The organism is Nocardia sp. CA-120079, assembly GCF_050955745.1.
GTDB lineage: Bacteria > Actinomycetota > Actinomycetes > Mycobacteriales > Mycobacteriaceae > Nocardia.
In genome coordinates this window covers 1,657,191-1,682,368 of the sequence record NZ_CP192088.1, presented here as the reverse complement: position 1 = coordinate 1,682,368, position 25,178 = coordinate 1,657,191, and the positions used below count along the sequence as shown (strand labels likewise).

Below are 25,178 nucleotides of genomic sequence, written 5' to 3'. Positions count from 1 at the left end.
GCTCAGATCGCCAACCGCGCCAGCATGTCCCGAGCCTGCTCGGCCGACTTCGGGTCACACAGTACGTCATAGCGGCCCGCCACCAACTGCATGGTGGAGGCGAAATCGCGCTGTCCCCTGGTCGCCGCGTAGGGGATCGAGGTGGAGATGACGCCGAAGATGATGCCGCCGACCAAGCCGACCAGCACCGGCGCGAAACCGCCGCTGGTGGTGAACAAGCTCAACAGCAGGCCGAGGAACAGGCCGAGCCAGGCGCCCGAAACCACTCCACCGCCGATCACCTTGCCCCAGGTCAGTCGGTACAGCACGCGTTCGACCTGCATCAGGTCCACGCCGACGATGGTCACGTCTTGCACAGGGAACTCGTTGTCGGCCAGGAAGTCGACCGCCTTCTGTGCCTCGGCATAGGTCGGATACGAGCCGACCGGCCAGCCCGAAGGCGGCGTCGGCAGGCCCTGGCGACCGCGATTCGAGTTCCCCAAGGGATTCGTCATATCTCTATTCTGCTATTCCGAACCGGAGTTCGGGGGTGTGAAACGCGTGGTCCTCGTCATCCCCGCAGCTCGGCCCTTGTCAGCGATTACCTGAGCCATCTTCGCGCTGGCCTCATCGATCATTTCGTCGCCCAGCATTACCGCTCCGCGCGCACCGCCTTTTTCCGAGGTGTGGAAGGCGTAGGCATCCAGAATCAGCTCGGCGCGATCGTAATCGGCCTGGCGCGGACTGAAGATCTCGTTCGCGGCCTCGATCTGTCCGGGATGCAATACCCATTTACCGTCGAAACCGAGTGCCGCGGTGCGCCCGGCCGCCCTGCGGAATCCATCGATATCCCGAATTTGCAGGTAGGGGCCGTCGATTGCCTGCAGCCCGTGTGCGCGAGCGGCGAGCAGGATGGTCATCAGAATGTGGTGGTAGGCATCGCCGGTGTCATAACCCTCGGGCTGTTCACCGACCACCAGGGTGCGCATATTGATACTGGCCATGAAGTCGGCCGGGCCGAAAACGAGGGTCTGCACCCGCGGGCTCGCAGTGGCGATCTCGTCTATGTTGCGCAGCCCCATGGCGTTCTCGATCTGCGGTTCGATACCGATCCGCCCGACCTCGAGCCCGCTGGCCTTCTCCAATTGCGTGAGCAGCAGGTCCAGTGCCCGCACCTGACCGGCATCGGTCACTTTCGGCAGCAAAATCGCGTCCAGCGCGGCGCCCGCGCCCTCGACCACGGTGATCACATCGGCGTAGGTCCACTCGGTGGTCCAATCGTTGACCCGGACCACCCGCAGTTGATCGCCCCAGCCGCGGTCGTTCAACGCGGCCACGATATTCGCGCGGGCCTCGGCCTTGGCGGCGGGGGCGACCGCATCCTCCAGATCGAGAAATACCTCGTCGACCGGCAAACCCTTGGCCTTATCGATCATCTTCTTGCTGCTGCCGGGGCAGGCGAGCACCGAGCGGCGCGGCTTCATGATCACTCCCGTCGATCGTGGCATGGTGTGAGTACCGGTCAGCGAACCCTCTAACCTGACAGCCATGGCAGCAACCAGGGTGTACGTCGCCAGGCTCGCCGGACTGGTGGTACTCGGCCCGGACGGCGAGTCTATCGGCCGCATCCGCGACGTCGTCGTGGCCGTCCGCTACGACCGCCAGCAACCCCGGGTGCACGGCCTGGTTGTCGAATTGCCGTCCCGGCGCCGAATATTCGTACCGATGCTGCGGGTGACCACGATCGAACCCGGTGTCGTCGCGCTCAATACCGGCACGGTGAGCCTGCGCCGCTTCACCCAGCGTCCGGGCGAGATGCTGGCACTCGCGCAGATCGTGGATTCCTCGGTGCGCGTTGATGATCCGGATCTGCCGGATCTCGCCGATGTCGATGTGCTCGTGGTCGATCTGGGCATCGAACAGACCCGGACCAGGGACTGGCGGGTCACCAGGGTCGCGGTGCGCGGACATCGCAGGCTCGGCCGCCGCCGGACCGTGCACGTGGTGGACTGGATGCAGGTCAGCGGGCTGACGCCGTACGAGATCGGTAGGCCGGGCCAGGACGTCACCCAGTTGCTCGAGCAGTTCGAAGGCCTGCGTCCCGCCGATGTCGCGCACATGCTGCGTGAACTTCCCGAGAAGCGGCGCATCGAGGTGGCGATCGCGCTCGACGACGAGCGACTCGCCGACGTCGTGCAGGAACTCCCCGACGACGACCAGGTCGATCTGCTCGGCCACCTCGAGGTGCGCCGCGCCGCCGACGTGCTCGAGGCGATGGATCCCGACGACGCCGCCGACCTGCTCGGCGAACTGCCGAAGGGTGAGCGGGAATCGCTGCTGGCGCTGATGGATCCGGAGGAGTCCGAACCCGTCCGCAGGCTGCTCGAGCACTCCCCCGATACCGCGGGTGGTCTGATGACACCGAAACCGGTGGTGCTGACCCCGGCCACCACGGTCGCCGAAGCGCTTGCCCGAGTGCGCAATCCGGATCTGACACCCGCGCTGGCCACCATGGTGTTCGTGGTGCGGCCGCCGACCGCAACGCCGACCGGCCGCTTCCTCGGCTCGGTGCATTTGCAGCGACTGTTGCGCGAACCCCCGGCACACCTGGTCGGCGGCATCCTCGATACCGATCTGGCCCCGCTGCGTCCCGATGCCCCGCTCGGTGCGGTGACCCGCTACTTCGCGACCTACAACCTGGTCTGCGGTCCGGTGGTGGACGAGGAGAACCATCTGCTCGGCGCGGTCAGTGTGGACGACGTGCTCGATCATCTACTACCGGAAGATTGGCGCGAGCAAGAAGATACGGCCCATGACGCGGTCGCGGGGCGCGAGGGGATAGCCGATGCCGAGTGAGAAGAATCCGGCGCGTCAGCGACTGGAAACGCCGGTGGAATCGCGGTTCCGCTTCGACTACGACGCCGAGGCGCTGGCCCGTTCCAGCGAGCGGGTCGCCCGATTCCTCGGCACCGGACGCTATCTCGCGATCCAGACGATTGTGGTGGTCGTCTGGATCCTGCTGAACGTCTTCGTGATCGCGCTGCGCTGGGATCCGTATCCGTTCATCCTGCTCAATCTCGCGTTCTCGACCCAGGCCGCGTATGCCGCGCCGCTGATCCTGTTGGCGCAGAACAGACAAGACAACCGCGACCGCGTCTCGCTGGAGGAGGATCGCACCAGGGCCGCCCAGACCAAGGCCGATACCGAATTCCTTGCCCGCGAACTCGCGGCGCTGCGGATCGCAGTCGGCGAGGTTGCTACGCGCGACTACTTGCGCAGGGAATTGGAGGAAATGCGCGAGGTGCTGGACCGGATCGAGGCCGCGCGGTCACTGGATTCCGAGTCGAGCCCCGGTAAGCCTTCGAAGGCCAATCGCATGAAAAGTTCCGGCAGAAAGCCGGGCACAGTTCAGGTTTCACCGCCAGTTGCTGACGATTGACAGGAAATGCTCTACAAGGTTGTGACCCACGGGTAACCTGGACGACGTTGTCCCGAGCGGACGGGCAGGGGATGTCCCGGACAGGCGCTCTCACGACGTAGAGGATTGGTGTGGCCGAATGCGAATCTCTGCTCCGATAACCGTCTCGGCCCTGGTCGTCGCAGGTCTTGTGGCCACAGGCTCGGGTACCAACACCACGCAATCCACCACTCCCGATACCGCGCCCGAGGCGTTACTCGCGGCGTCGACCGGCACATCCACCGCCGAAGGAACATCCGGCGACACCAGCGAACCCGCATTGTCCCGGACAGTTGGTCTCCTTCCGGTAACGCCGGAAGCTCCCCGCAAACTTCGAGCAATGACCCCGCTTGCTGACGGCACCCCGCTGTTCGCGGGTTCGGTGCCGTTGCACGACATCGCCCTGCCCGCGACCGGCGGCGCGCTCGGGATCCCGGAAATCGTGCTCGCGGCCTATCGCAATGCCGAACTCGCGCTGGAATCCTCGATGCCCGGCTGCGGTCTGTCGTGGAGCCTGCTGGCCGGGATCGGACGGATCGAATCAATGCACGCCGGCGGCGGACGCACCGACGCCGCGGGCACCACCGTGACGCCGATCTTCGGACCCGCGCTGGACGGCACGCTGCCGGGCAACGAAGTGATCAAGGCCGCCGACGGCAGCGCGGTGCGCGCCATCGGGCCGATGCAATTCCTGCCCGGCACCTGGAGCCGGTACGCCGCCGACGGCAACGGTGACGGAATCGCCGACCCGCACAACGTCTTCGACGCCTCGCTCGCCGCAGGCAAGTACCTGTGCTCGGGCGGGCTGAACCTGCGCGATCCGCAACAGGAACTGCGCGCGGTGCTGCGCTACAACAACTCGCTCGCCTACGCCGCCAATGTGCTGAGCTGGTCGGCGGCCTATCGCACCGGCGGCACACCGAGCCAAGTGAACATCTCCCCCGATCTCATTCCGCCCGGTACCGCGCCGATCACGGCGGGCGCGGACATGTTGGCCGCATCCTCGACGGCACCGACCACCACCACCACCAAGCCCGAACTGCCGCCGAATACCGTGACCATCCCGACGCCGACCGAGGTGATGATCACCATCCCCGGTCTGCCACCGATCCCCTGCGGCATCTTCTGCCCGCGCCCGGTACCCAAGCCGCCGTGCGATCCACAGCAGGTGGCCCCGGCGCAGCTGCCCGCCCCCGGCGATCCGGCACAGTCGCCCATCGCACCGGCGCAGACCTACGGTGCCGCGGAAAACGGCGAGCCGAAGGATCCTCAGCAGCAAGACCAGCAGCGCCCGGACAAGCAGCAGCCGCAACAGCAACCCGCCAATTGCACTCCGGCCCAACCGGATGCGCCCCAGCCCGGTGCGGCCCAGCCCGCGCCCAATGCGCAGGCTCCCGCGCCATCGCCGGGCGAAACGCAGCAGAACACCCCGGAGAAGACGCCGGAGCCCGGCGTGGCCGAAGCGCCGGAGCCGCCCCAGACCGAAGCAGCCACCCCGCCGCCCGCACCGGGCATCACGCTGCCGTTCGGCATCGTGATCCCGCTGCCCGGCCCGGCACCGGTCCCGCAAGGCTGAGACCAGGCCTGATATCGAACAGATGACGCCACACCGAGACCCGATAACGAAGCAGTAACAAAAAGATCTCGAATGCGGTACCCTCTACTTCGTCCATCACGAAGGGCTCGTTATCGAGTCAATTGGAGGGTCACCACACAGTGGGGCGTCACCGAAAGCAGTCGCCTGCGACGATCAAGCGCAGCTCCGTTATCGCATTGACCGGATTGGTCCCCGCTGGACTCGTGGCCGTCGCCGCGTCCGCAGGCACCGGCGATCCGACCGCATCGTCTGTCCTGCAACACATTCCGGGGGACGATCAAGACGACCAGGCGGCCAGACTTTCGGTCGCCGCGGAACCGGCGGCGACCGAATTCGTCGCGAACGCAATGGCAAAGCAGGCACCGAGTGCGCCGCCGATCGTGAAAACCGTTGCGCTGTCCGATGGTAGGCAACCGGCCGCGCTGCCACCCGGCCCGCTCGGCATTCCCGGCGTGGCCGTCGCGGCTTATCAAAACGCCGAAAACATACTCGCCGCGGAGAATCCGGTCTGCGGAATGCCGTGGTCTATGCTCGCCGGCATCGGTCGGGTCGAGTCGACGCACGCCTTCGGCGGCAAGGCCGACGCGGACGGCAATCCGCTGACACCGGTCTACGGTCCGGTGCTCGACGGCAGCCTCGCGGGCAACCACGTCGTTCACGACACCGACGGCGGCGCGCTGGACGGACTCAGCGGATACGACCGCGCCATCGGCCCGATGCAGTTCCTGCCGGAGACCTGGAAGCGCTACGGCGCCGACGGTAACGGCGACGGCATCGCCGATCCGCAGAATCTGTTCGACGCGGCACTGACCGCGGGCAGGTATCTGTGCGACGGCGGGTTGAATATGCGCGATCTCACCCAGCAGACCCGGGCGATCCTGCGCTACAACAACTCCATGGCCTATGTCGCGAATGTGATGGCGTGGGCCGGGTCCTACGCCTCCGGCGTCGCACCTAAGCCCGGCGACCTGCCGCGAATCTGAGACAACGTAAAATTCATGCCATGCCAGTGGTAACGGAAACGGATGTGCGGGGAGCCCTCGCGAAGGTCGACGACCCGGAGATCCGCAAACCGATCACCGAACTGGGCATGGTGAAGAGCATCGAGATCGGTGCAGATAGCAATGTCCATATCGAGGTCTACCTGACGACGGCGGGCTGCCCGCTGCGCACCGAGATCACCCAGCGGGTCACCAAGGCGGTGGCCGACGTCGCGGGCGTCGGCGCGGTCACAGTGGACCTCGATGTGATGAGCGATGAGCAGCGCACCAATCTGCGCAAGCAGTTGCGCGGCGACTCCGCCGATCCGGTCATCCCGTTCGCCCAGCCCGGTTCGCTCACCCGTGTCTATGCGGTGGCCTCCGGTAAGGGCGGCGTCGGAAAGTCCAGTGTCACGGTCAATCTCGCGGCCGCGATGGCCGCGCGGGGTCTCTCGGTCGGTGTGCTCGACGCGGACATCTACGGCCACTCGATTCCGCGGATGCTCGGTACCGACGCGCGACCGACTCAGGTCGAGCGGATGATCATGCCGCCGCAATCGCACAATGTGAAGCTGATCTCCATCGCGCAGTTCACCCAGGGCAATACGCCGGTGGTGTGGCGCGGTCCGATGCTGCACCGGGCGCTGCAGCAGTTCCTCGCCGATGTGTTCTGGGGCGATCTCGATGTGCTGCTGCTCGACCTCCCGCCCGGCACCGGCGATGTCGCGATCTCCATCGCGCAGCTGATCCCGAATGCGGAGATCCTGGTCGTCACCACCCCGCAGCCGGCGGCCGCCGAGGTCGCCGAACGCGCCGGTGCGATCGCGCTGCAGACCCGGCAGCGGATCGCGGGTGTCATCGAGAATATGTCCTGGCTCGATCTGCCCGACGGCACCCGGATGGACCTCTACGGTTCCGGTGGCGGCCAATCCGTCGCCGACCGCCTCACCCGAGCCGTCGGAGCGAATGTGCCACTGCTGGGCCAGATTCCGATCGAGCAGGAGTTGCGCGAGGCAGGCGACGAGGGCACCCCGATCGTATTGCGCGATCCGGAGAATCCGGCTGCGAAGGCACTGCTCGATGTAGCCGACAAACTCGCAGTGCGCCGCCGCGGACTCGCGGGCATGTCACTCGGCATCGATACGACCCGCCACCTGTAGCCGCGGGCCGGGTCGCTACAGCGCGCCGTGCCGACTCGGGCGATCGCACAGCTCGGTGGGCCGATGACATGGCCGCTCGCAATTCGAGGTCCAATTTTCGCGGGCGGGCGGATGTCAGGTGTCGGCGTAGGCCAATAAGCTCGGGGACATGCTCACGCTGCTGTTGTACGTGCTGATCGTCGGCTTGGTCGCCGCGGTGCTGTTCCTGCTCGCCAGTGCGGTCTTCGGGCGAGCCGAGGAACTCGGACCGCTGCCCGAGGGAACAACGGCGACCGTGCTGCCTGCCGAAGGCATCAACGGCGCGGATGTACGCGCCCTACGCTTCCAGCAGGTGGTGCGTGGCTATAAGGCCGGTGAAGTCGACTGGGCGCTGACCCGGCTCGCGGCCAGAATCGACGAGTTGCAGCTCCAACTAGCCGAGGCGCGCGGCGCCCAAACCCCGAGCGTCCAGCTCCCGAAGCAGCCGCAACCGAGCACGCCGCACCAGCAGCCCCAGGCGGCGACCCCGCAACCGAACGGCACGATCGCCCAACCACCGGCCCCGACCGCTCAGTCACCGGCCCCGACCGCCCAGCCCCGGACACCGACTGTCCCGCCGCATGGCTCGATCACCCCGCAAGCACCGAGTGTCCAGCCACCTGCGGCTCCGCCGCAGACGCCCCCCGCCCCGCCGAACGGCGCAGCAACCCAGGCACCGATCGGACAGCCGTCGGTCGCCCCGCCGAACGGCACAGCGCCCGACGCACCGATCGCACAGCCATCGGTCGCCCGGCCGCAACCACCGACAGCTCAGCAAGCCACGGCCCTCCAGCCGAACGGCACGATTGGTCAGCCGGCCGCGACCGGCCAGCCCCAAGCGCCGACCGTCCCGCCGAACGGCACAGCGCCCAGAGCACCAATCGCCCGACAATCAGTCGCCCCGCCCCACCTGCCGTCTACCGAGAAGATCATGCCCGTCCCGTCGAGCGGCACAGCAACCCAGGGACCGTTCGGACAGCCATCGGTCGCCTCGCTCCAGCTGCCGACTGTCCAGCAGACCACGACTGTGCCGCAGAACGGGGCGATCGCCCAGCCGCCGACCATGCAGCCCTCCGTCGCCGCCTCGCAGGCTCCGACCGCGCAGCAGTTCCCAGGCGTGCAGCAGCCCCCGAACGTGCAGCAAATCCCGACCGCACAGCAGACCCCGACCACGCAACAGACCCCGACCACGCAGCAAGTCCCCACCACACAGCAGATCTCGACCCCCCAGCACGGCCCAACCACACAGCAGGCCCCACCCACACAGCAGGCCCCACCCACACAGCACGACCCAACAGCGCAACAGGTCCAGGCTTCGCAGCAGACCCCGAACATGCAGCATGTCCCCACCACACAGCAGACCCCGAACACGCAACAGACCCCGACCACGCAGCAAGTCCCAGTCGCACAGCAGATCTCGACCACCCAGCAGGCCCCAGCCACACAGCACGACCCAACAGCGCAACAGGTCCAGGCTTCGCAGCAGGCACCGAACGTGCAGCAAGCCCCGAGCACGCAGCAGACCCCAACCGCACTGCACGGCCTAATGGCGCAACAGGTCCAGGCTTCGCAGCAGGCCCCGAGCGTGCAGCATGGCCCAACCGCGCAGCAGGCACCGAGCGTGCAGCAGCACACGCCATTCGGGCTGGATCAGAAATGACCGCCGAAATCACTGCGGCCGCACAGGACACGACCGAATCCGACGGCAAGATCCGCTGTCCTTGGTCGGAGGGCTCCCAGCTTTATCGGGACTATCACGACAACGAATGGGGCAAACCGCTGCACGGCGATGACGCCATGTTCGAACGCATGTGCCTCGAGGCATTTCAATCGGGGCTGGCGTGGATCACCATTCTGCGCAAGCGTCCGGCCTTCCGAACCGCATTTGCCGGGTTCGCGATCGAGCGGGTGGCGGCGTTCGGCGATGAGGATGTGGCGCGGCTGTTGGCCGACTCCGGCATCGTGCGCAATCGGGCCAAAATCGAAGCGTCGATCGCCAACGCCCGGGTTGCCGCCGACCTCGATATCGGACTCGACGAGTTGATCTGGTCCTTTGCACCCGCCGTCCGGCCGCGCCCGCGCGCGATTGCCGAGGTGCCCGCGACCACCCCCGAATCCGTAGCTCTGGCAAAAGAATTGAAGCGGCGCGGGTTCCGCTTCGTCGGCCCGACGACGGCCTACGCGCTGATGCAGGCGACCGGAATGGTCGACGACCACCTGGCCGATTGCTGGGTCTAGGGAGGACGGTCCGACACCGGCCGAGCGGTCACATTTCGAACTCAGGTATCCGTCCGCTCCGGCGATAGGGAAGAATGGGACGGGTGTAGCTCGCCAAATGCCGGCGAGCTCACTAGTTGGTGACAACTGGAGTTCCAAGAAAGTGCGCTGCATATCGCGCAGATCTGGAGGGAGCAGAGGATGGCGGCCATGAAGCCCCGCACCGGGGACGGTCCCCTCGAGGCAACCAAGGAAGGGCGTGGAATCGTGATGCGGGTTCCACTCGAGGGTGGCGGGCGTTTGGTCGTTGAGCTCACGCCGGATGAAGCGGCAGCGCTCGGTGACGAACTGAAGAGTGTCACCAGCTAATCCCACACTCGCTGATGTGGCCGGTCTGCTGGCCTGTCCGGAATGCGGCTCGGAAATGGAGTCGCGCGATCGGGCGTTGCGCTGCGGACACGGGCACAGTTTCGACATCGCCAAACAGGGTTATGTCAGTCTGTTGACCGGTGCGTCGACGAAAATGACCGGCGATACCTCGGCGATGCTGGACGCGCGTGCCGCGTTCCAGGTCGGGGGACATTTCGCGCCGATCGCCGATGCGGTGGCCACGGCTGTCGCGGCCGACGAGCCGGTGCTCGACGGCGCCGCCGTGCTCGAGGTCGGTGCCGGAACCGGCTATTACCTGGCCGCGGTGCTCGATGCCGTGGCGGCCATCGGGATCGCCTTGGATGTGGCCAAGCCCGCGGCCCGACGCTGTGCCCGCGCCCATCCGCGTGCTGCCTCGGTACTGGCTGACGCCTGGCGTGGGCTGCCGGTTCGAGACGGTGCGCTGCATCGAGTGGTCTCGGTGTTCGCACCCCGTAATCCGAGCGAGGTCGCCAGGGTGCTCACCGCCGACGGCCGGTTCGTCGTCGCCACACCTACCCCACGTCATCTGGCCGAGCTTGTCGGCCCACTCGGCATGGTGACGGTCGACCCGGACAAGGATCGCCGTCTCACCGACACCATGTCCGGCCACTTCGACGCGGTAGACCGCACCACCGTCGAATACCCGATGAAACTCACCCGCACCGATATCGGCAACGTGGTGGCGATGGGTCCGTCCGCCCACCACGCGACCAACCGACTGGATGGCCTACCGGACACGCTCGAGGTGACCGCCTCGGTCCAGATCTCGACCTTCCGACGTCAGAACTTGCGAACCTGGTCGTAGATCGCCACGGTTTGGACGGCGATCTGCGGCCAGTCGAATTCGGCGATGGCGCGGTGGCGTCCGGCGGCGCCGAATTCGGCGGCCAGCACGGGATCACCGGCGACCTGGTTGACCGCCGCGGCCAGATCGTGTTCGTACTGCTCCGGTGCGTTCGGGTCGTAGTGCACAAGGCGACCGGTCTGTCCGTCCACGACCACCTCCGGAATGCCGCCGACATCGGAGGCGACCACCGCGGTCGCGCACGCCATGGCCTCGAGATTCACGATCCCTAGCGGTTCATAGACCGAGGGGCAGACGAACATCGTGGCCGCCGCGAGAATTTGGCGAATCTGCTCGGTCGGCAGCATCTCGCGCACCCAGAACACATTGCCGCGTGCCTTGGTGAGTTCCGCGACGGCGGCGGCGACCTCGGTTTCCAGTTCGCGGGTGTCCGGCGCGCCCGCGCACAGCACCAACTGGATCTCCGGATCGAATTCGCGGGCGGCGGCGAGCAGATGCCCGACCCCCTTCTGCCGGGTGATGCGACCGACGAAGGCCACCATCGGCTGGTCGCTACGCACGCCCAATTCGTCCAGGATCGTGCGGGCTTCGCCGTCGGGCGGTCCCGGATGCCAAACGGTCGCGTCGATGCCGTTGTGCACCACGTGAACCCGGTCCGGATCGATCGTCGGATAGGCGTCGAGCACATCGTGGCGCATGCCCTCGCTCACCGCGATGATCGCGTCGGCATACTCCACGGCATTGCGCTCCGACCAGGACGACAGCCGGTAGCCGCCGCCGAGCTGCTCGGCCTTCCACGGCCGCCGCGGCTCCAGCGAATGCGCGGTCAATACATGCGGTATCCCGTAGAGGGTCGCGGCGAGATGTCCGGCGAGCCCGGTGTACCAGGTATGCGAGTGCACCACGTGCACCTCACCCGCGGCATCGGCCATCCGCAGCTGGGCCGACAGCATCTGCATCGCGGCATTGGCGGCGTAGAGCATCGGATCCGGCTGGTGCACTACGGCATCCGTGCGGGGCACGCCCATGCAATGGACGGTCACCTCGCACAACTGCCGCAATTGGGCGGCCAACTGGGTGACATGGACACCTGCCCCGCCGTAAACCTCGGGGGGATATTCGCGCGTCAACATAGCGACGCGAAGCCGGTCGTGATCGCCGGCTTCCGCCCCCGCACCCCCACCGCCCGTGCCGAAACTCACGGCTTCAAACTAGACGTTCACTTTGGCATGGGCCACCTGTACCCGCGACGCGCGGTAGTTTGGCAGGTGTGAGGAGCCAGCCGCACGTACTCGGGATCGTGCTCGCCGGTGGCGAGGGTAAGCGCCTGTTCCCCCTCACCGCGGATCGGGCCAAACCAGCTGTCCCCTTCGGCGGTGCGTATCGACTGATCGACTTCGTACTCAGCAATCTCGTCAACGCGGGTTATCTGCGCCTGTGCGTGCTCACCCAGTACAAATCGCATTCACTGGACCGGCACATTTCGCAGACCTGGCGGCTTTCCGGTTTCGCGGGTGAATACATCACGCCGGTGCCGGCGCAGCAGCGGCTCGGCCCTCGGTGGTACACCGGCAGCGCCGATGCGATCATGCAGTCGCTCAACCTGATCTACGACGAGGATCCGGACTACATCGTGGTCTTCGGTGCGGATCACGTGTACCGGATGGATCCGGAGCAGATGGTCCAGCACCACATCGATTCCGGCGCGGGCGTCACGGTCGCGGGCATCCGGGTGCCGCGCAGCGAGGCCAGTGCGTTCGGCTGCATCGACTCCGACGAGTCCGGGCGGATCACCCAATTCCTGGAGAAGCCCGCGCATCCGCCGGGCACACCAGACGATCCGAACGTCACCTTCGCCTCGATGGGCAACTACGTCTTCACCACCAAGGTGCTGGTCGATTCGATCCGGGCCGACTCCGACAACTCCGATTCCGATCACGATATGGGCGGCGACATCATCCCGGCGCTGGTGGCCGCCGGCGAGGCCTCGGTCTACGACTTCGCTGACAACGAGGTGCCCGGCGCGACCGAGCGCGATCGCGGTTACTGGCGCGATGTCGGCACCATCGACGCGTTCTACGAGGCCCATATGGATCTGGTCTCGGTGCATCCGGTCTTCAATCTCTACAACAAGCATTGGCCCATTCGCGGCGCGGCGGAGAATCTGCCGCCTGCCAAGTTCGCGCAGGGCGGGCTCGCGCAGGAGTGCGTGGTCGGCGCCGGTTGCATCCTGTCGGCCGCGACCGTGCGCAATTCGGTGCTCAGCTCCAATGTCATGGTCGACGACGGCGCGACAGTCGAGGGCAGTGTGATCATGCCCGGCGTCCGGATCGGGCGCGGCGCGGTGGTACGGCGCGCGATTCTGGACAAGAACGTGGTCGTCGGCGAGGGCGAGATCATCGGCGTAGATCTGGATCGGGATCGGGATCGCTTCGCGGTCAGCAACGGCGGTGTGGTGACCGTCGGCAAGGGCGTCTGGGTCTGACTACGTCGGATTCGACGGACAGAACGGCGCGCAGGCACCGGGTGTTTTCGGCACTGTCGTGGCCGGTGACTTATCGCCGAAATCGGCGGTGACGACCAATAGCATCAGTACAACGGCGAGACCGAGCACCAGCACGAGAAAGATCGCCGACCAGCCCCAGTTGATCGGGTCTCGATCATCGTTGTCGCGAAACACGCTGAACCTCTCCCCGATCGCCACTCCCGGGACATCCTCTACTCCTTGATACCCAGTCGGCGGCGGTTTCGCGCGAAATGTTTCCGACGGTTATCGCGGGGCGGGTTCCGGTGGCGCGACGATGCCCGTGCAGAACGGTTCGCAGGGACCGGGAGTCAGCGGAACTTTTGTGTGCTCGGTGCCGAAATCGGCATTGCTGACCCACAACAGCACCACCACGGCCAGCACCATGATGAAAATCAGAAAGCCGAGAGCGGGCAGCAGACAACCACCGCGTGCTCGTCCCTCTTTGATCGTGTGGCCGAAATGGCCGATTTCTAGGATCTGGGATCCGCGCTCCCACACCATGGGCGTACCTTGCCGTCGTCGAACCTGGCATCAGCTCGAATACCCGTCCGGCGGCGATGAAATCAGCACACGGCGAATGAAATCCACACGCGCCCAACGCTTGTGAATAGCCGGGCGGTTACTAGCCCCGCGATGCGCAGAGCAGACCGTCGCCGACCGGGATCAGCACGCTGGTGAGCTCGGGATCCTCGGCGATCGCCCTGGTCGCGGCGCGCACGGCCTGGGTCGCGGGGTCGCGCTGGGTCTGGTCCGGAACCCGGCCGCCGAGCAGGGCATTGTGCAGCAGGATCGCGCCGCCCGCGCGCAGCAGCCGCACGGCCTGGGTGACGTATTGCGGATGCTCGAGCGGGGCCGCATCGATGAACACCAGGTCGTAGGCGCCGTCGGCGAGTCGGGGCAGCACATCGAGGGCTCGGCCGTTGATCAACCGGGTGCGCGCGGGCAGGATCTCGGCGGTGCGGAACGCCTCCTTGGCCGCGCGCTGATGCTCGGGTTCGGAATCGATGGTGGTCAGGGTCCCGTCCTCGCGCATGCCATCCAAAAGCCACAGCCCGCTGATCCCCGCGCCCGTCCCCACCTCGACCACCGCACGCGCGCCGAGCAGCTGGGCATACATGCTCAGCAGGGCGCCGACCGAGGGTGGTACGGGTAACGCACCGAGTTCAGTGGCCCGCTCACGCGCGCTGACGAGGACCTCGTCTTCCACGACGGATTCCTCCACGTAGGAGAGGTTTCGCTCCAGATTCGATGCCACGCCTATGAATCTAGGGCACGAAGTCGCAAGTTTGGCTCATCGGTGAAGCGTTATCCCGTGGTCGTGCGATTAATTGTTTGTCGGGGGCGGGGGCGGATTCTCAGGTGTCCCTCAGGATCTCCATACCCTCGGCATATCGAGGCAGGAAAGAGTATGGGCAAGCAAGACCAGCCGACCGTCCGGCACGGGGGCGCGGGAACAACGACATACCGATCGTCTGTTGTAACCGTACGTGACGATCCGAGACCCGGATCGCCACCAGATCCGCAGCCACGGTCCCGAGTAGGAGGTATCACCATCCACATGGACAGAGGGTCATTTTCGACGCTCCCGGTGCCCTCCGTGGTTACGCAAGCTTCCGCCTCCGGGCCCGTCGCTCGCGCCGGGGCGGCGCGCGAGTTCGCCACCCTGCCAGCGCAAGCTATCCCGACGGAAGCGGCGCAAATTCTCCCGACGGAGGCCGAAATGCACGACGAGGACGCCACCGAAGTCGAGCTGACCGGTACCGCGGCCTTCGACGCGACGGGCGACCGTTCCGCGATGCCGTCCTGGGACGAGTTGGTCCGCGAACATGCCGACCGGGTGTACCGCCTGGCCTACCGACTTTCCGGCGACGCGCAGGACGCCGATGATCTGACCCAGGAAACCTTCATTCGGGTATTCCGTTCACTGTCGAATTACCAGCCGGGCACCTTCGAGGGCTGGCTGCACCGCATCACCACGAACCTCTTCCTGGACATGGTGCGCAGGCGCAACCGGATCCGGATGGAGGCGCTGCCCGAGGATTACGATCGGGTGCCCGCCGACGGACCGAGCCCCGAGCAGGCCTATCACGACTCCCGCCTGGATCCCGACTTGCAATCCGCCCTGGATTCTCTGGCTCCGGAATTCCGCGCGGCGGTCGTGCTCTGTGATATCGAGGGTCTGTCCTACGAAGAGATCGGTGCGACCCTCGGTGTCAAGCTCGGCACCGTGCGCAGCCGCATCCACCGCGGCCGTCAGGCACTGCGCGACTACCTTGCGCATAATGGAAGTGAGCAGCGGTTCGCCGCTGACGCGAACCTGGGGTGATCCGGCGCAAGCCGAACCGCACCCGACGGCCGGATATCCGTTCGGTCGAGCGCAGGAGTGGATGATGTCGGTTGGAAGGGTGAGCACCGAATGAGTGGCGACGCCAGCACGTCAGGTCGTCCCCGTTTCCGTCCCACCGAGCATCTGGCCAGCGAGGCGATCGCGGCCTATGTGGACGGCGAACTGCGGATGAATGCCTATCTGCGTGCCGCCCAACATCTTTCCGTCTGCCCCGAATGTGCGGCGGAGGTCGACGCACAGCAGCAGGCGCGGATCGCCCTGCGCCGGGCCGGTCAGGTGTCGATTCCGACCGATCTGCACGACAGCCTCACCCGCATTCCGCTCGCCGAACTGCCCGGCGGCGCAACCAGCGCGGCCGCCCGGCCGCCCGCCGGAAGCCCCCGCAACGAGGCGGTTTTCGGATTTCTGACCGATTCGTTCACCGCGACCCGGTGGACCACCTGGTGGCGCAAGTAGAGTTTGCCGAGTGACCACCGAATCGACGAATTCCGGGCCGTCGGAATCGCGGCCCTCCGCAGGCGATAGCAACGATTCGGCGCCCCGGGGGAACTTAAGGCCGTCGGACGCGCCCGTACTCGGACCGCGCCCGGTCTACCGGCCCCATGTGGACGGTCACACGGCGCATGCGTTCCGCCGCCCCTCGGGCCAGGCCGGTTCGTTCGGTGAGCAGCCCAAGTCGACCGGTTCGGGCGTGCCACAGGTCGGCCCGGAACTGCACAACAGCCCGCCCGACGCGGTGCTCGAGGAGGCTTTCGGTCGCCCCGAAGGCTCCACCGAACTCCTGCAGCGTGATCCCGATGCCGCCGACACCGGCGCACCGGTGGCCGGTCCGGCCGATCCGTGGCGCGATCCCGAGGCCGCCGCACGTCTCGGCGCACCCGCCGTCGCCACCCCGCGACCCGCACCGCTGCCGCAGGCACGGAAGCTCTCGGCCAGGGAAGTGCTCTTCGGCTCCCGGGTGGCGCCCAAGGCGCTGGCCCTGCTCGCGGCCGTCGCGCTGGCCATCGGCGTGCTCGGTGGCCTGGTCGGCCGGTTGACCGCGGAGGCGACGTCCCCCTTGACCTCGCGCAAGGTCAGCCTGGAGCAGTCCGGCGAGATCGAGCGCCCGCACGGCCTGATCGCCAAGGTGGCCAATGCGGTGCTGCCCTCGGTCGTCTCGATCCGGGTCACAGTCGGTGACAACGGCGCCACCGGTTCCGGTGTGGTCATCGATGGTGCGGGCTACATCGCGACCAACAATCACGTGATTTCGATGGCGGCACAGGACAAGTCGAATCGGGCCGCGATTCAGGTGACCTTCTCCGACGGCAGCCGGGTGCCCGCGAATATCGTCGGGCGCGATCCGAAGACCGATCTGGCGGTACTCAAGGTCGATGTGAAGAATCTCACTGTCGCCAATCTGGGCAAGTCCAAGGATGTCCAGGTAGGTGACGACGTGCTGGCGATCGGTTCGCCGCTCGGCCTGAGCAAGACCGTCACCTCCGGCATCGTCAGCGCCCTGCACCGTCCCGTCGCGCTCTCCGGTGAGGGCAGCGACACCAAGGCCGTCATCGACGCGGTGCAGACCGACGCCTCGATCAACCCGGGTAACTCCGGTGGCGCACTGGTCGACATGGAGGGCCGGGTCATCGGCATCAATTCCGCGATCCGCAGTGAGACCGGCGGTTCGGTCGGCCTCGGCTTCGCGATTCCGGTGGATATGGTGACCAATATCGCGCAGGCCCTGATCCACGACGGCCAGGTGCACCACCCGAAGATCGGGCTCAGTGCCCGCAGCAAGCAGGTCGCAAACGATGTGATGAGCGGCGCAGCGGTCGCCGATGTGGAACCCGGCGGACCGGCGGCCAAGGCCGGAATCGTGGAGAACGACGTCATCGTGAAGATCGGCGATCGCGAGGTGACCGGCCCGGACGAGCTGGTGGTCGCCGTGCAGCAGCGCAAGATCGGCGAAACGGTGAACGTGCAGTTGATCCGCGATGGCAGGCAGGTGGACGTGCCGGTCACGCTGGAATCGGACTGATCCGCGGATGGAATCCGAAGCGGCTCGGCTACGTCGGCCCAGGTAGCCTGGACTCGTGTTCAGCAACATCAGCTGGGGCGAGATGGTCATCCTTCTCGTCGCCGCCCTCGTGATCCTCGGCCCGGAGCGACTGCCCGGGGCGATTCGCTGGACCACGGAGAGCCTGCGCAAGGTTCGTGACTATGCCAGCGGCGCGACCCAGCAGCTGCAGCAGGAGCTCGGACCGGAATTCGAGGACCTGCGTAAGCCGCTGGCCGATCTGAACGAGCTGCGCCAGATGTCGCCGCGCCAGATGGTCACCAAACATCTTCTGAATGGCGACGATTCGGTGCTCCGCGAATTCGAGAAGGCGATCCCGGATAAGCAGGACCTGCTCGGCGCCGGCGGCGGCATGCCGGACTACCCGATGCCCAAGCTCGAAAAGCCCTTGGAGCACAACGAACGTCCGCCGATCGACACCGACGCGACGTAACTGTTTCTAATTGCAGCGCCTTCGGCGCTGCGGGTTCGCGGCCCCCTGGTGTCTCGCGTCCGAGCCGTCGAGACTCGCGCCTGCGGCGCATGCACTTCGACGACTCGGACGCGAGACGGGCCGCGAACGTCACTCGTAAGACTCGCTCCGTCGTGGGTGCTGATGGCCGGAGCGTTCGGCACCTGATGCACTCGCAGCGGATGGTCGAATCCCGTGCTTGCGGCGCATAAGCTTTTGGCCACTCGGACGCGAGACGGGCCGTGAACGTCGCTCGTAAGACTCGCTCCGTCGTGGTTGCTATGGGCTGCAACGGGTCTGTTGTGTCAAGAAGACTAGACGCTTGATCGTGTCGAGATGTCTAGACTTCGCACATGTCGGCCGATGACGTGGCGCGCGTTTTCGCGATCGAAGATAAAGTCGAGCGACTCAAGGCGGCCACCGATGGGGTGGCGGCGGCCCAGCAGACCATCAACGAACTAACCCGTATCCGCAGGGCGGTGATCAGGGAACTTCATGCCGAAGGCTGGACCTTCGCCAGAATCGGTGCGGCGGCGGGACTTTCCCGCGCGCGGATCCATCAGGTGAGTACCCAGGGTCCCGCACCGGAAGGTCTGTTTTTCGGGCACGGATCGCTCACGGTAATCGCTCCGGAGGTGCGCAGCGGCCGAGTGCTCGGCGCACCGGATCCGAGTGCGGCACAACGACTGGTGGAGCTACTTCGCGAACTCGGCTTCACCGCAACGGTCGAACACTTCCTGCCTGGCCGACCCGTCGACCTGAATCGCGACGGACTGATCGTGCTCGGCGGACCCGAACTCTCGCCGAGCATTCGTCAGCTCATCGCGGCCGATCCGCGACTGCGGCGCGCGGTGGCGCGCGCCGGGGACGCCCGGCGCGGCATCGAAGATCGGGCGGCCCGGCGGGTATACCGGCCAGGCGGTCCGGAACCGCACGATATCGCCTATGTCGCGCGTCTGCCGCGTCCCGACGGACGCGGCACCGCCCTGATCATCGACGGCCTGCACCCACCCGGCTCGCTCGGCGCAATCCGTTTGCTCGCAACAAGATTGGCGACGCTGCACGAACGTGCTGCCACACATCTGTTTTCGGTGCTGGTCGCCGTCCGCTACGACCGTTCCACGGGGGAACCGGTCGATGCCGATCTGCTCACACCGGTGTATCGGCACGACGCCGAGCCCAGATCGATCTCCGGCTTTCGACGCTGAGTTGTTCGACTGCTGGAAAGCTTTTGGCAACCAATTAGTGATCGCGAACGTGGCGCGGCGCCCGGATTCGACGGAGCCACGCGATATTTCACTCACGCTCGAAGAAACCCAGGTAGCTCACAGGAGTACGCACTGAAATCGTGATGCGTCACACATCACGCAGGCCTTCCGTCTGGGCAGGCGCGGCTGGCCGAGGAGAACGAGCGGTTGTTTAGCGGTCAGGTATCGCCCGGCTGGCGGTCGGCAGGTCGAACATGTTGGTGGACAGCGGGTTTCCCCACAACTCGACTACGGAACGTGGACGGTCAGTTGGCGGTGGGGGTCTGTTCGACGAGGGTGGCGGTTGCGCGGTCGAGGAATTCGCAGAACAGCTTGTGCTCGGCGGGGGTGAATCTGTCGGTGAGGGCGCGTTCGAGCACGATGACTTCTTCGTAGGCGCGGTCGAGCAGGCCGCGGCCGGCCGGAGTGAGGGTGGCGATCAAGACTTTGGCGTGCACCGGGGACGGTTGCCGGTCGATGAGTCCTTTGTTCTGTATGCCGGTCAAGACGGTGGCCATGCTCTGCTGGGTGACTCCGCACGCGCGGGCAAGTTGGGCACCGGACATAGCGTCATCGCGGGACAGCGTCAGCAGGACCGTGTATTGGGTCATGGTCAGTCCGTAGCCGCGCAGCACGGCCTCATGGTGGGCCATGAGCGCCTGCTCGGCGCGGCGGATTCGGGTGCACACGTATTCCTCGACGGGCACGTCGGACATGTAACAACTCCCTGAGTTGACTCAACTATCTGATACTGCTTAGGTCTTGTGTATCAGGATACTGAGTCAACACAGAAAGTTGTATGTCATGAAGGCTGTTGTGCTGGACACCGATGACACATTCCGGATCTCGGAGATCGACGAGCCTGTGGCCGGACCGGGTGAGGTCGCGATCCGCGTCGCCTATGCGGGAGTGCAGTACGGCGACGTGCTGGTGCACGGAGGGCATTTCCCGATCCCGCGCCCGTTCGTACCGGGCTTCGAAGCCGCTGGCGAGATCATCGCGGTGGGTGAGGGCGTGGCCGAGGACAGGATCGGTGAGCAGGTCGTCGCGCTGGTCGGCGGAGGGGGTTACGCCGAGGTCGTGACCGCGCCGGCGGTGCTGGCGATCAATGCCTCGGGTATCGACCCACGCACCGCGGCCGCGTTCGGGTGGGTGACTCCGACCGCCTACGACCTGGTCGATACCGTCGCCGGAGTTCGGGGCGGGGACAGTGTGCTGATCCATGCCGCCGCCGGTGGTGTCGGGTCGCTGGCCGGACAGTTCGCAGCTGCCGCGGGCGCGGAACGGATCGTCGGGGTGGTCGGCAATACCGGTCAGCTCGATTACGCGCGCCAGTTCGGTTACCACGAGGTGCTGACGCGAGAACAGTTCCCAGATGTCTTGGGTGAGGCGAAGTTCGACGTAATCCTCGACCCAATCGGCGGGCCCACCCGGGTCGCGAGCCTGGCCAGGCTGGCGGCGCACGGCCGGATCGTGGTTTACGGCAACATCGCCACCTTCGAGCCGGTCACCGTGTCGGCCAACGACCTACTGATGCACGGTCAGTCGCTGATGACCTACAACAGCAACCTGGCTAGCCAGACCCGCCCGCAACGGCTCGCCGACAGCGCCGCGCGCGCGATGGCGCTGGTCGCCAACGGGTCGGTGCGCGTCGATGTCACCGCCGAATACGCTCTCGCCGACGTCGAGACCGCGATCGCGAACCTGGCCGGCGGAGTGACCCGAGGCAAGAGCATCGTCCGTATCGGATGAGTCGCCGTCCCCGATCCGGCCGGGACACCTCGTCACGTGTCCCGCGCTGGATCGGCGACCGTGCCGACTGTGATGAAGACCGACGAGCAGATCCTGGCCGCCTCCGATCTGACCGGCAGTTACCGGCGTGCCGCGCAAACGGTCGGCTGTGACCAGCACAGCGTCTGCCGCTACGTCCAGTTACGCAGCGGCGGAACCGATCCGACACCCGGGTGCGGAGGATCGGAGGGTTCATACCCGGGATCGAGGAAATGGTCGAGGCATCGACCAGGCAGATCAGCGCCGATCATGCACGCCGAGCAGGGTGGCGGGCCATGCCGCGGCGGCTGACAGGCGAAACCCGCTGCGGCTCAAAACATCCTGCCGCTCCTATCTGTGCATCACCGCAAACGGAAGAACCCCGGGCGCTCGGAGCACCCGGGGTTCGTCGTGGTCGATTCAGGCCGCGGCCCAGGCCGGGCGCAGCGTATTCATCGGCGGGCGGTCGGCGAGTGAAACTTCCGTGCTGTGCGCGGTGAAGGCATCGCCGATCAGCGGGAACTGGGTCAGCGCCGCACCCGAATCCTCGACGCCGCTGCGGCCGAGCACGGTGCCGAGGATTTGGCGGCTCATCACGCCGAGATCGGCGAGCGGGCGGTTGCGGTGGGTGCGCACACCGAGATTCACCTGACCGATCGCGGACAGGCCGAGGCGGTCGTAGGTGTCGAGGAGCAGACCGATCTCCACGCCGTAGCCGGGGGCGAACGGCACCGAGGTCAGCAGTTCGCGGGTGCCCGCGTATTCGCCGCCGAGCGGCTGCAGCACCTGCGACAGTTCCGGACGCAATGCGGCGAGCAGCGGACGGGCCACGAGTTCGGTGACGCGACCGCCGCCGTGTGCGTCCACGGCACCGGCCTGCCGCAGCGGCCTGCGGTAGTAGGCCTTCACCAGATGCATATCGTCGACCAGCAGCAGCGGGCCGAGCAGCTTCGGCACGAAGGCCGGATCCGGGTCGATGAGATCGGAGTCTACGAAGGCGATGACATCGCCGCTGGTCACCGCCAGCGAACGCCACAGCACCTCACCCTTGCCGGGCAGCGGATCGAGTTCGGGGACGGCCTGTTCCCGACTGATCACCTCGGCGCCCGCGGTGAGCGCGCGTTCGGCGGTCGCATCGGTCGATCCGGAATCGAGCACGATCAGCTCGTCGACCAGGGTGCCGAGCAGCGGTCGAATGCTGGCCACCACATCGGCGACGGTGTTCTCTTCGTTCAGTGCGGGCAGCACCACGGAAACGGTGCGTCCACATTTGGCGGCGATCAGTTCCTCGACCGTCCAGTCCGGGGTGTCCCAGGTGTTCGTCGTCGCCCAGAGCGGGCTGTCGTGATGATGGAAATTCATGCCAGACCTCGCAGGGTTCGTGCGGGGGGCCGGATGCCCTGTATCGCGGCGATCATGTCCACGACGCGCCGGGTTTCGGCAACCTCGTGCACTCGGAAGACTCGGGCGCCGGCGGCCGCCGACCATGCTGTTGCTGCCAATGTGCCCTCCAACCGTTCGGATAGACCGACACCTAAAGTCTCCCCGATAAAATCCTTGTTGCTCAGCGCCATCAAGACTGGCCATCCGGTATTTACAAGAACGTCTATTCCCCGCAACAACTCGAGCCCGTGGTAAGTGTTCTTGCCGAAATCATGGGTCGGATCGATCAGAATCGAATCCTTGCGAACCCCGGCCGCGGCCGCATCTTCTGCGGCGCGCCGCACCGTTTGCGTTACTTCTGCCACCACATCGGCATAGCGCACCCGATGCGGTCGGGTCCGCGGGACCGCCCCGCCGGTGTGGCTGCACACGATGCCGACCCCACGATCGGCGGCCACGTGCACCAATTCCGGATCGGCGCCCGCCCAGGTGTCATTGATCAGATCCGCGCCTGCCGTGACAGCGGCCTCGGCCACCTCCGCGCGCCAAGTATCGATGCTGATCAGTAGCTCCGGATACTTCTCCCGGATCGCCGCGACGAACGGGACCACCCGGCGAGCCTCTTCCGCCGCATCGACAACGGTGCCCGGACCGGCCTTCACCCCGCCGATATCGACCAGATCGGTGCCCTCGTCGACCGCGCGCGCGACCGCGTCCATGGCGGCCGCGTCGGTGAAGGTGGCGCCCTTGTCGTAGAAGGAGTCGGGGGTGCGGTTGACGATGGCCATGACCAGCGCCCGATCCGTCGCCACCGGCTTGCCGCACAAGGTAGGGAGCGGCGCTGCGGTGGGGCTGAACATGCCCCGACTGTACCTAGTCCTGTAACACGGCCCCAGGGAACGGGTTGTGGACGGTGCATTCTTGGGACGGGCAACAACGGATTTCGCCAGCACCTGGGCAACTTGTCGAGCGCGCCCAAAGCGCCGCCGTGCGATCGGCGCTAGTTCTTCGGAGCGCGAGCCGCGGCGACGTCGGCGGCGTATTCGTCGTACGCCGGGACGTAGCCATCGGTCCGACCGGCGAGCACGTACAGCTCACTGTCGGCGTCGGTTGCGTAGCCCTGCTTACGGAGTTCGACCTTGCGGCTTTTGAAGGTGGAGGTCTGCGCGAGTTCGGCGACGACCCGGATGAACAGCGGGACCGCATAGCCGGGCAACCGGGAGTAGGCCAGTTCGGCGAGCGCGCGACCGTCGAAATCGGCGTCCGGGTGCAGCGTCACCGCCGCCATGCCCGCCTTGCCGTCGGTGCCCGGGATATCCACGCCGAAGACGACCGCCTGCGAGATCACGTCGGATTCGGTGAGCACACCCTCGACCTCGGTGGTAGCGACATTCTCACCCTTCCAGCGGAAGGTATCGCCGAGCCGGTCCACGAAGGCGATGTGGTGCCAGCCCTGATCGCGGACCAGGTCGCCGGTGTCGAACCAGACGTCGCCGTTCTCGAAGCCGTCGCGGACCAGCTTCGCCTCCGAGGCGGCCTTGTCGGTATAGCCGTCGGCGGGCGAACGATCGGTGACCTTGGCCAGCAGCAGACCGACCCCGCCGCCCGGGACCCGGCGCAGCCGGCCGTCCTTGTCGCGCTTGGCCTTTCCAGTCGCATCGTCGTATTCGACGATGGCATAGGGCAGCGGCCCGAAGCCCGCGGTGCGATCCACCCCGAAGGCATTGACGAAGGCGATATTCACCTCGCTGGCCCCGTAGAACTCGACAATCCGGCCGATACCGAAACGGTTCTTGAACTCGTCCCACAGCTCCGGCCGCAGACCGTTGCCGACGGCGAGCCGCACCCGGTGCTGCCGATCGGTCGGCTTGACCGGCTGATTGACCAAGTAGCGGCAGAGTTCACCGATGTAGATGAATGCGGTCGCCTGCTCCCGGATGATTTCGTCCCAGAACCGGGAGGCGGAGAACTGCCTGCCGAGTGCGAAGGCGCCGCCCGCGGCGAGCACCGACGACAGCGCGACGGTCAGCGCGTTGTTGTGATAGAGCGGCAAGCAGCAGTACAGAGTGTCGTTGCCGCGCAGGCGAATTCCGAGTCCACCGAGACCGGACATGCTCTTGGTCCAGCGCAGATGTGTCATCACGCTGGCCTTGGGCAGGCCAGTGGTGCCGGAGGTGAAGATCAGGAAGGCGCGTTCCTTCGCGGTGACCTGCGCGCAACTCGGTGGATCGGCCGGGTCCGCACCCTCGGCCGCCTTGCGCAGATCCTGCGAAAAGAGCACGTTGGCAAGGGGTTCGGCGAGCGAGTCAAGTGCCGCCTGGCATTCCTCGCCGACCACGTTGAGCACGCTGTCGAGCAGTCCGAAGCTGTGGGCGAGCACCTGGTCGCGCTGGTGGTGATTCAGCAGGCCTACTGTCGCACCGAGTTTCACGGTGGCCAGCACCACGAACAGGGTTTCCGGACGGTTGGTCATCAGCACGCCGACCACGTCACCGCGCTGCACGCCACGGTCGGCCAGCACTCGCGCGTACCGGTTCACCTGCGCGTTGGCCGCGCCGTAGCTGAAGGTCTCGCCCTCGTATTTCAGGAACGGCCGGTCCGGATGCCGGTGCGCGCTGCGCTGGAAGTACAGCCCGACCGAGGATTTGTCATCCGGCCGCACCATCATGCCGCGCGCGCCGCGCAGCATGGACGGTGCGTCGAATGCCATGTGCGGCAACCGCTTCGCGATATCGAATAGGCTGACCTGCTGGCGGGCGGGAGTGCTCAA

25 protein-coding genes and 1 pseudogene are annotated in these 25,178 nt (G+C 66.3%); 16 read left to right on the top strand and 10 right to left on the bottom strand.

Translation table 11 applies throughout. From position 1 onward, the window contains the following. Positions 1-2: 2 nt before the first annotated feature. Positions 3-494, bottom strand: a complete 492-nt coding sequence (locus ACQPYR_RS07765; RefSeq protein WP_063047186.1) for a general stress protein — start codon at positions 492-494, stop codon at positions 3-5. 12 nt (positions 495-506) lie between these two features. After that, positions 507-1,463, bottom strand: a complete 957-nt coding sequence (locus tag ACQPYR_RS07760) for an HpcH/HpaI aldolase/citrate lyase family protein (protein ID WP_433629329.1) — start codon at positions 1,461-1,463, stop codon at positions 507-509. A 64-nt stretch (positions 1,464-1,527) separates the two neighbouring features. On the opposite strand from ACQPYR_RS07760, the gene ACQPYR_RS07755 reads away from it, so the two are divergent. From ACQPYR_RS07755 to ACQPYR_RS07715, 9 genes and pseudogenes are all read left to right on the top strand, one after another. Next, the gene (locus ACQPYR_RS07755; RefSeq protein WP_433629326.1) at positions 1,528-2,835 is read left to right on the top strand and encodes a magnesium transporter MgtE N-terminal domain-containing protein; all 1,308 of its coding nucleotides are present in this window, start codon (positions 1,528-1,530) and stop codon (positions 2,833-2,835) included. After that, positions 2,825-3,418 (top strand): DUF1003 domain-containing protein, encoded by a 594-nt coding sequence (locus tag ACQPYR_RS07750; RefSeq protein WP_433629323.1) that lies wholly within the window; start codon positions 2,825-2,827, stop codon positions 3,416-3,418. The genes ACQPYR_RS07755 and ACQPYR_RS07750 overlap by 11 nt, the downstream gene beginning before the upstream one ends. Before the next feature lie 358 nt (positions 3,419-3,776). After that, on the top strand, positions 3,777-5,012 hold the full coding sequence (locus ACQPYR_RS07745) for a lytic murein transglycosylase (RefSeq protein WP_433629320.1): 1,236 nt from the start codon (positions 3,777-3,779) through the stop codon (positions 5,010-5,012). A 140-nt stretch (positions 5,013-5,152) separates the two neighbouring features. After that, positions 5,153-6,016, top strand: a complete 864-nt coding sequence (locus ACQPYR_RS07740; protein WP_433629318.1) for a lytic transglycosylase domain-containing protein — start codon at positions 5,153-5,155, stop codon at positions 6,014-6,016. A 20-nt stretch (positions 6,017-6,036) separates the two neighbouring features. Further along, positions 6,037-7,173 (top strand): Mrp/NBP35 family ATP-binding protein, encoded by a 1,137-nt coding sequence (locus ACQPYR_RS07735; protein ID WP_433629315.1) that lies wholly within the window; start codon positions 6,037-6,039, stop codon positions 7,171-7,173. Between the two features lie 148 nt (positions 7,174-7,321). Beyond that, a pseudogene (locus tag ACQPYR_RS07730) lies at positions 7,322-7,601 on the top strand (DivIVA domain-containing protein); the annotation flags it as partial. 1,246 nt (positions 7,602-8,847) lie between these two features. Continuing rightward, positions 8,848-9,429 carry a DNA-3-methyladenine glycosylase I gene (locus tag ACQPYR_RS07725; protein WP_433629313.1) on the top strand — a complete coding sequence of 194 codons (582 nt, stop codon included), beginning with the start codon at positions 8,848-8,850 and terminating at the stop codon, positions 9,427-9,429. Positions 9,430-9,609: 180 nt separating this feature from the next. Then, complete coding sequence (locus ACQPYR_RS07720; protein ID WP_011211259.1) at positions 9,610-9,777, top strand: DUF3117 domain-containing protein; 168 nt, start codon at positions 9,610-9,612, stop codon at positions 9,775-9,777. Between the two features lie 16 nt (positions 9,778-9,793). Beyond that, entirely contained in the window at positions 9,794-10,624 is an 831-nt protein-coding gene (locus tag ACQPYR_RS07715) for a putative RNA methyltransferase (RefSeq protein ID WP_433629310.1), read from the top strand. On the opposite strand, the gene glgA is transcribed toward ACQPYR_RS07715, so the two are convergent. Beyond that, positions 10,600-11,757: a glycogen synthase gene (gene glgA, locus ACQPYR_RS07710; RefSeq protein ID WP_433635048.1), complete on the bottom strand. Its 1,158-nt coding sequence runs from the start codon at positions 11,755-11,757 to the stop codon at positions 10,600-10,602. The two genes, ACQPYR_RS07715 and glgA, sit on opposite strands and share 25 nt — an antisense overlap. Positions 11,758-11,894: 137 nt before the next feature. Here glgA and glgC point away from each other — a divergent pair, with 137 nt between their 5' ends. Next, complete coding sequence (gene glgC, locus ACQPYR_RS07705; protein WP_040695098.1) at positions 11,895-13,109, top strand: glucose-1-phosphate adenylyltransferase; 1,215 nt, start codon at positions 11,895-11,897, stop codon at positions 13,107-13,109. Here the strand turns inward: glgC and ACQPYR_RS07700 are convergent, their stop codons facing one another. The 3 genes from ACQPYR_RS07700 to ACQPYR_RS07690 form a co-directional block, all read right to left on the bottom strand. Next, entirely contained in the window at positions 13,110-13,304 is a 195-nt protein-coding gene (locus tag ACQPYR_RS07700) for a hypothetical protein (protein ID WP_040695099.1), read from the bottom strand. A gap of 90 nt (positions 13,305-13,394) precedes the next feature. After that, positions 13,395-13,652 carry a hypothetical protein gene (locus ACQPYR_RS07695; protein WP_433629308.1) on the bottom strand — a complete coding sequence of 86 codons (258 nt, stop codon included), beginning with the start codon at positions 13,650-13,652 and terminating at the stop codon, positions 13,395-13,397. A 121-nt stretch (positions 13,653-13,773) separates the two neighbouring features. Then, positions 13,774-14,406, bottom strand: coding sequence for an O-methyltransferase (locus ACQPYR_RS07690; RefSeq protein ID WP_371856482.1), 633 nt, complete (start codon positions 14,404-14,406; stop codon positions 13,774-13,776). A gap of 465 nt (positions 14,407-14,871) precedes the next feature. On the opposite strand from ACQPYR_RS07690, the gene sigE reads away from it, so the two are divergent. The 5 genes from sigE (at position 14,872) to ACQPYR_RS07665 (ending at position 19,216) form a co-directional block, all read left to right on the top strand. Next, on the top strand, positions 14,872-15,477 hold the full coding sequence (gene sigE, locus ACQPYR_RS07685; RefSeq protein WP_387297250.1) for an RNA polymerase sigma factor SigE: 606 nt from the start codon (positions 14,872-14,874) through the stop codon (positions 15,475-15,477). A 90-nt stretch (positions 15,478-15,567) separates the two neighbouring features. Further along, positions 15,568-15,954: a hypothetical protein gene (locus ACQPYR_RS07680; protein ID WP_040695126.1), complete on the top strand. Its 387-nt coding sequence runs from the start codon at positions 15,568-15,570 to the stop codon at positions 15,952-15,954. A gap of 10 nt (positions 15,955-15,964) precedes the next feature. Next, positions 15,965-17,518 (top strand): trypsin-like peptidase domain-containing protein, encoded by a 1,554-nt coding sequence (locus ACQPYR_RS07675; RefSeq protein WP_433629304.1) that lies wholly within the window; start codon positions 15,965-15,967, stop codon positions 17,516-17,518. 55 nt (positions 17,519-17,573) lie between these two features. After that, positions 17,574-17,990, top strand: coding sequence for a Sec-independent protein translocase protein TatB (gene tatB, locus ACQPYR_RS07670; RefSeq protein WP_433629301.1), 417 nt, complete (start codon positions 17,574-17,576; stop codon positions 17,988-17,990). Between the two features lie 371 nt (positions 17,991-18,361). Next, on the top strand, positions 18,362-19,216 hold the full coding sequence (locus tag ACQPYR_RS07665) for a hypothetical protein (RefSeq protein WP_433629299.1): 855 nt from the start codon (positions 18,362-18,364) through the stop codon (positions 19,214-19,216). 305 nt (positions 19,217-19,521) lie between these two features. Here the strand turns inward: ACQPYR_RS07665 and ACQPYR_RS07660 are convergent, their stop codons facing one another. Beyond that, positions 19,522-19,971 (bottom strand): MarR family winged helix-turn-helix transcriptional regulator, encoded by a 450-nt coding sequence (locus ACQPYR_RS07660; protein WP_433629296.1) that lies wholly within the window; start codon positions 19,969-19,971, stop codon positions 19,522-19,524. A gap of 88 nt (positions 19,972-20,059) precedes the next feature. On the opposite strand from ACQPYR_RS07660, the gene ACQPYR_RS07655 reads away from it, so the two are divergent. Next, a complete protein-coding gene (locus ACQPYR_RS07655; protein ID WP_433629293.1) occupies positions 20,060-21,007 on the top strand; it encodes a quinone oxidoreductase family protein in 948 nt (315 codons plus the stop codon). Positions 21,008-21,445: 438 nt separating this feature from the next. Here the strand turns inward: ACQPYR_RS07655 and ACQPYR_RS07650 are convergent, their stop codons facing one another. The 3 genes from ACQPYR_RS07650 to ACQPYR_RS07640 form a co-directional block, all read right to left on the bottom strand. After that, positions 21,446-22,387, bottom strand: coding sequence for a glucosyl-3-phosphoglycerate synthase (locus ACQPYR_RS07650; RefSeq protein ID WP_433629290.1), 942 nt, complete (start codon positions 22,385-22,387; stop codon positions 21,446-21,448). Further along, positions 22,384-23,268, bottom strand: coding sequence for a dihydropteroate synthase (gene folP, locus ACQPYR_RS07645; protein ID WP_433629287.1), 885 nt, complete (start codon positions 23,266-23,268; stop codon positions 22,384-22,386). Before folP ends, ACQPYR_RS07650 begins: the two co-directional genes overlap by 4 nt. A 140-nt stretch (positions 23,269-23,408) precedes the next feature. Further along, positions 23,409-25,178, bottom strand: coding sequence for a long-chain-acyl-CoA synthetase (locus ACQPYR_RS07640; RefSeq protein ID WP_433629285.1), 1,770 nt, complete (start codon positions 25,176-25,178; stop codon positions 23,409-23,411).

Coding starts and splice junctions, on each gene's coding strand:
- ACQPYR_RS07765 (WP_063047186.1), bottom strand. CDS start 494: ATGACGAATCCCTTGGGGAACTCGAATCGCGGTCGCCAGGGCCTGCCG.
- ACQPYR_RS07760 (WP_433629329.1), bottom strand. CDS start 1,463: ATGAAGCCGCGCCGCTCGGTGCTCGCCTGCCCCGGCAGCAGCAAGAAG.
- ACQPYR_RS07755 (WP_433629326.1), top strand. CDS start 1,528: ATGGCAGCAACCAGGGTGTACGTCGCCAGGCTCGCCGGACTGGTGGTA.
- ACQPYR_RS07750 (WP_433629323.1), top strand. CDS start 2,825: ATGCCGAGTGAGAAGAATCCGGCGCGTCAGCGACTGGAAACGCCGGTG.
- ACQPYR_RS07745 (WP_433629320.1), top strand. CDS start 3,777: ATGACCCCGCTTGCTGACGGCACCCCGCTGTTCGCGGGTTCGGTGCCG.
- ACQPYR_RS07735 (WP_433629315.1), top strand. CDS start 6,037: ATGCCAGTGGTAACGGAAACGGATGTGCGGGGAGCCCTCGCGAAGGTC.
- ACQPYR_RS07725 (WP_433629313.1), top strand. CDS start 8,848: ATGACCGCCGAAATCACTGCGGCCGCACAGGACACGACCGAATCCGAC.
- ACQPYR_RS07720 (WP_011211259.1), top strand. CDS start 9,610: ATGGCGGCCATGAAGCCCCGCACCGGGGACGGTCCCCTCGAGGCAACC.
- glgA (WP_433635048.1), bottom strand. CDS start 11,757: ATGTTGACGCGCGAATATCCCCCCGAGGTTTACGGCGGGGCAGGTGTC.
- ACQPYR_RS07695 (WP_433629308.1), bottom strand. CDS start 13,652: ATGGTGTGGGAGCGCGGATCCCAGATCCTAGAAATCGGCCATTTCGGC.
- sigE (WP_387297250.1), top strand. CDS start 14,872: ATGCACGACGAGGACGCCACCGAAGTCGAGCTGACCGGTACCGCGGCC.
- ACQPYR_RS07680 (WP_040695126.1), top strand. CDS start 15,568: ATGAGTGGCGACGCCAGCACGTCAGGTCGTCCCCGTTTCCGTCCCACC.
- ACQPYR_RS07665 (WP_433629299.1), top strand. CDS start 18,362: ATGTCGGCCGATGACGTGGCGCGCGTTTTCGCGATCGAAGATAAAGTC.
- ACQPYR_RS07660 (WP_433629296.1), bottom strand. CDS start 19,971: ATGTCCGACGTGCCCGTCGAGGAATACGTGTGCACCCGAATCCGCCGC.
- ACQPYR_RS07655 (WP_433629293.1), top strand. CDS start 20,060: ATGAAGGCTGTTGTGCTGGACACCGATGACACATTCCGGATCTCGGAG.
- ACQPYR_RS07650 (WP_433629290.1), bottom strand. CDS start 22,387: ATGAATTTCCATCATCACGACAGCCCGCTCTGGGCGACGACGAACACC.
- folP (WP_433629287.1), bottom strand. CDS start 23,268: ATGTTCAGCCCCACCGCAGCGCCGCTCCCTACCTTGTGCGGCAAGCCG.